Origin of the sequence: Micromonospora sp. KC207 (genome assembly GCF_004348615.1) — a bacterium.
Classification (GTDB): domain Bacteria; phylum Actinomycetota; class Actinomycetes; order Mycobacteriales; family Micromonosporaceae; genus Micromonospora.
Map to the genome: position 1 here is coordinate 1 of NZ_SMKJ01000375.1, position 5,251 is coordinate 5,251.

3 protein-coding genes and 1 pseudogene are annotated in these 5,251 nt (G+C 75.2%); 2 read left to right on the plus strand and 2 right to left on the minus strand.

All coding sequences use genetic code 11. The features are described from left to right. Positions 1-175: 175 nt before the first annotated feature. Positions 176-643 carry a DUF4442 domain-containing protein gene (locus E1258_RS29440; RefSeq protein ID WP_132406856.1) on the minus strand — a complete coding sequence of 156 codons (468 nt, stop codon included), beginning with the start codon at positions 641-643 and terminating at the stop codon, positions 176-178. Between the two features lie 90 nt (positions 644-733). Here E1258_RS29440 and E1258_RS29445 point away from each other — a divergent pair, with 90 nt between their 5' ends. Beyond that, positions 734-1,459 (plus strand): hypothetical protein, encoded by a 726-nt coding sequence (locus E1258_RS29445; RefSeq protein ID WP_132406858.1) that lies wholly within the window; start codon positions 734-736, stop codon positions 1,457-1,459. Then, positions 1,456-4,581, plus strand: coding sequence for a M48 family metalloprotease (locus E1258_RS29450; RefSeq protein ID WP_132406860.1), 3,126 nt, complete (start codon positions 1,456-1,458; stop codon positions 4,579-4,581). The genes E1258_RS29445 and E1258_RS29450 overlap by 4 nt, the downstream gene beginning before the upstream one ends. A 359-nt stretch (positions 4,582-4,940) precedes the next feature. On the opposite strand, the pseudogene E1258_RS29455 reads toward E1258_RS29450, so the two are convergent. Next, positions 4,941-5,251, minus strand: a pseudogene (locus E1258_RS29455) (hypothetical protein); the annotation flags it as partial.

Sequence of the window (5,251 nt, forward strand, 5' to 3'; positions counted from 1 at the left end):
GGCCCAGCACGGTTCGAATCTATCCACCCCCCGAACCCGCCCAACCCGATTGCCGAGAAGGAAGGGCCCCCTATTAACGCCTACGGTATAGAAGGTCACCCCTCGCACCCACGCCAGGTCAGGCGCCAGGCGCGCGCGGCGACGAGGCGAGGGGCGGATCGGCGGTTGGAGTGGCTCAGCGGTGGGGGCGCAGCGTCCAGACGACCGTCATCGCCGAGGTCGGTGTGCCGTCCTCGGTGCCGATCTCGATCTCGACCGGGAACTCGGGCCGCTGGCCGGCGTCCAGCTCCGCGACCACCTCGGGCACCGGCCGGCCGAGCCGCGCGGTGGCCAGCACCGGCCCCATCGCCAGCCTCCGGTACGCGATCTCGGCCCGCACCGCCAGCGGCACCGCCCGGTCGAGGAACTGCCCGAACGCGGCCAGCACCACCGCGCCGGAGGCGGTCTCGCCGAGGGCGAACATCGCGCCGGCGTGCGGACCGCCGACGTGGTTGTGGGTGGCCGGCGAGTCGGGCAGCCGGACCACGGCGCGCACCCCGCCCTCGGCCTCGGGGACCACCTCCACGAATTCGACACCGAGCGTACGGGCGAACGGCACCGCCTCCAGCATGCCGGCGGCGACCTGGCGCGAGTCGATGGTCACGCCCGCACGCTACTCTCCGGTAACTTTTGGTTCAAGTCGGATCTCCATCGGAGACTTTCACCGCTGGGCGGGCGGCGGCAGGATGATCGTGTGATCGATGCACAGCAGCGCGCCGCCACGCTCGTCGTCGATGCCGCGCGTAGTGCGGTGACCCGGTACGCCCCAGAGGAGCTGGAGGTGTTCGACGGGGTGGTCGCGGGCTGGCAGGAACGAACGGCCAGGTCCAGCCGCCGACCCGGGACCCCGGGCAGCGCCGTCGGTTTCGGCATCGATGCCGCGCTGGTCAGTGAGCTGTTCCTCCAGGCCGCCTCCGCCGCCGTGAGCGAGGTGCTCGTGCTCGGAGCGACCGGAATCGGCGCCGGGCTCCGGGCAAGGTGGGTGCGGCACCGCAGCCGGGGCGCGGCGGCGGCCGACCCCATGGACCCGGCTGCCGAATCGACGGGACCAGCCGCCGAACCCACGGACCGGGCCGCCGGCCCCACAGACCTGGCCGGCGAACCCACGCAGCCCACGGACGGATCGCCGGAGCCGGCGGACGAACCCACGGACCCGGCGGACGACACCGGACGCCCTGCCGCTTCGGTACCGGCCGACGCGCCGAGATCGGCCGGGGAGGTCGACGGCGGCACGGGTGCCGGCTCGGAGGCGAGCGTGCATACCGGGCGGGTGGACGGGCTTGGGTTGACCAAGCCGCAGGTGGCTGAGCTGCGGCAGGCGTGCCGCCGGCACGCACTCGCGCTGGGCCTGCCACCGGAGGCGGCCGATCTGCTGGCCGACGCCCTGGTGGGCGCGATCGCCGTACCGGGCGACCGGTGACCCGGCCGGCCAGCCCACCGCCGGAGGACCCTGACGCGCCGCCGCCACCCGAAGGCCACGACACGCCACCGCCACCCGGAAGCCCTGACGCGCCACCACCCGAAGGCCGTGACGCGCCACCGTACCGGCTGGGCTGGCTGTACCTGCTCGTCGTCGCGGCGCTGGTCGCGGTCGGGAGCCGGGCGGGAGACCTCCTCTTTTTCGCCAACCGGTCGTGGAGCCGTCCGTGGGCCGTCGCCCTCACCGAGTGTGATCTGGCGTTCGGGGCGAGCGCCGCGAATCCCACCCCGCCCGGGCTCATCGACTGCATGGCCGGTCCGGCCCGGGAACGCGCGTTGGTCATGCTCGGTGCGGTGGGCGCGGTGCTGGCCGGCGCGGCCCTGTTGCTGCTGCTGGTGCCGGCGGTCGACCAGTGGCGGCTGCGCCGGCACCAGGGCCGGTTCGCCGTACCGGGCGCGGTCGACCGGTTCGACGCGCTCTGCGACGACAACGGGCTGATCGGCCGGGACCGGCCGCGCCTGCTCATCGCCGGTCCACCGGTGCGGCAGGCGTTCACCACCGGGGTCGTCGGCCGGCGGCCGCTCGTCGTGCTCCCGGCGAAAGTCGCCGTGGCGTACCGCGACCCGGCCCGGTTCGACCCGGTCGTCCAACACGAACTCGCCCACGTACGGGCCCGCGACGTGACCTGGGTGGCCGCCGTACGGGGACTCGTCTGGTTGCCCGTGCCGGCGGTCGCCGTGGGCGTGCTCGTGGAGGTCGCCTCCAACCGGCTGATGTTCCCCCTCGGCGACGGGCCGCCGCAGGTCGCCCCCGGAGGAACGACCGTGATCCTCGGTGGCTCGCTGCTCACGGTTTCGCTCCTGGCGGGTCTGGTCGCGCTTCTGTCCGCCAGCCTGCTCCGGATGCGTGAGCGGGAGGCGGACCGGCACGCCGCGCGGGCCGGCCAGTCGGACGCGCTGACCGCGCTGCTGAGCGAAGCCGCCACCCGCACGGTGCCGGCCGGCAACCGGGTGATCGCCGCGCTGCGCCGCCCGCTCGCCCGCCACCCCCGGCCGCTGGACCGGGTCCGGTCGCTACGGCATCCGGACCGCCGGCGCGACGGCGAGCTGGGGCAGGGGCTGGCGGTCGGCGCGGTGACGGTCGTGGCGATGGGCAGCGCCTCGAACCTCGCCCGGGAGCTGCATTACGCGGCGCAGGGCTGGCTGCCGACGGCCGTCGCCGCCTGGGTCGGCGCCGCGCTGCTCGTCGGTGGGCTCCTGCCGTCGCTGGTCCGCCGGGCGGAGTCGGCCCGGTGGGCCGGGGTGCCGGCTGGATGGCGACGATCGATCGTCGGCACGGCGACCGGCCTCTTCGTGGCCGCGTTCGGCACGGCGCGGCTCCCCCTGCCCGGTGCGGACGGGCTGTTCCTTACCCCGGGGATGACGGACAGCCTGCTGCTCGCCGCCGCGACCGCGACCCTGGGGGCGGGCGCGGTCGGCCTCTGTGTGGCCCTCGCGACCGTACTGGCCGGGACTGGGCCCTCGGCGGGCCCGGCGCAGGGCGGGTGGCGGCTCGCCGGCTACCTGGTGGCGCTCGCCGCCACGGCCGTCCTGCTGTGGCCGCTGCCCGTACTCGCTGCGGTGCTGGCCGACCCGGTCACGTTCCGGGCCTGGCTGGTGTACGCGCTGCCGAAGACCGCCTGGCCGGCCGCGCTCGCACTGCCGGCGCTGATCGCGGTGCGGTCACTCGCCACCGGACCGGTCGCGCTGCGCCGGGCCGTCAGGTCGATCGAGGCGAGGGTGGTCGCGCTCGCCGTGCTCGTCGGCGGGACCGGCGCGGTCCTGCGTACCCAACTCGATCCGCCCGCCACGCTGGACGAGGCGCTGCGTACGGCGCAGGCCCGGTGGCTGCTCTGCGCCCTCACCGGCTGGGTCGTCCTGCTCGTGACCGCGACCGGGCCGGGCCCGCGTGCCCTCGCCCGTTCGCTGCTCGCCGCCGGGTCCGCGACGGGGCTGGCCGGCTTCCTCCAGTACGCGCACTCGGCCGCGACCGGGCGGGCGGCCGACGCGCTGGCGCTCCGGCTCGCCGTCGGGACGCCCCTGGTCTGGCTGCTGTTCCTGGCGGCGTTCACGTCGGCCGTCCTGCTGCTGCGCCCCGGCCGCGCCGCGCAGCCCGACCGCGTCCGGGACCGGCCCGACCGCCCAACGCCGCCCGACCGGTTGGCACCGCCCGACCGCCTCCCGGACCTACCCCACCGCCCAGCACCGCCAGGCCGCCCACTGCTGCCGGGCCGGTTGGCGCTGCCCGCGACGGGACTGCTCACGGTGCTGCTGGCCGGGGTCGTCCTCGGCCCGGGAGTGCCCGGCAGCTACGCGCCGGCACCGCTACCCGCCGCCGGCCCGTCCGTGCCGCCGGCCGGCAGCGGTAACGCCACCGCGCCACCCGCTTCGCCGGCCCCCGGCGTCGCCCCGACCGCTCCCGGCGGCCCGGCGGCGACCACCGAACCGACGCGTACGGGGCCACCGGCCAGCGGCGCCTCCGCCGAAGCCGGCCGCCTGCTCAGCGCCGCCGAGGCTCGGGTGGTCGCGCAGGGGGTCCGGTCGGCGCTGCCGAAGTCGTGGGTCGCCAAGGAGACCGAACCGGACACCGAGACCCGGATCGAGCCGGCCGCCTGCCGCCCGCTGGCCCGGGACGCCTACCTCGACGTGCTGAAGCCCGGCGAGCGGGCCGCCGCCGAGGCGGGCTACTCCACGCCGCCGAGCCGGGTCGGCATCGCGTCGACCACGGTGAACGTGACCGTCGCCTCGTACGCCGATCCGGTGCCCGGCTCGGTGTTCGCCGCCGCGGACGCCGCCCGCGCCGCGTGCCGGCGGTTCACCGGCAGCAACGGCGGTGGCTCGCCCGTGCGGTTCACGGTGCACGCCCGGCCGGCACCGGCAGTCGGCGAGCAGTCCTGGCGCGTCGACTACGCGCTCTCGGTCGGCAGCGGTGCCAACCTGATCACCGGCAGCACCGCGTTCGTCATGGTCAGGGTGGGCCACAACCTCGTCACGCTCTCCGTGACCAGGGTGCCGCAGCCACTGGACGAACGGCTCGTCGCCGACGCGCTGGCCGCCGTCGTCCGCGCTCTCGACCGGCCCTGAACGGCGACACCTGGGGAACTGCCCTGAAAATGCTTCGCGTGCTCAGCGGCCCTTTGCTCCGCCCGGCCCCCATCGCCCGTCGCTCTGCACCCACATCCACAACGGCCACGCAGCAATGGGCCAGCAGACCCCCGCGATCAAGCGATAGCGCAAATGCCCAGCTCAGTCGGGTGTCGCGGATTATGAGTGCGGAGCAAAGGGGCGTGGGATGGTGGATGAGGCAGGTCAGAAGATCATGACGAAACTCGATGTCGACCGAAGGCCGTGGACAACTGCCGCAGAAGTCACGGAAAGCAACCAGACGCACGGTGAATTCAGGCGAGCTGCGCCGCCCGTCGCGCGGGTCTACCGGACGGGCGTCAGAAGAGGCTGCCGATGGTGCGCACTATCTCGGCGTAGAAGTTGCCCTCGATGCTACGGAACAGCGCGAAGCCCTCCCCGGGGCTGCCGAAGAACGGGCGCAGCGTCCAGGCGAGCTGGGTGCCGACGAAGCCGAACAGCAGGATCCACACGTACAGCAGGGTCATGCTGGCCGGGCGCTGCGCCTCGGGTGCGGTGCGGCGGGCCGCCTGGTCCGGCCACTGGCGGTACTGCGGTGCCGGGTACCCGGGCGGCAGCAGGCCCGGCCCGGCCGGCGGGACAGCGCCCACTGCGGGCAGGCCACCAGGCC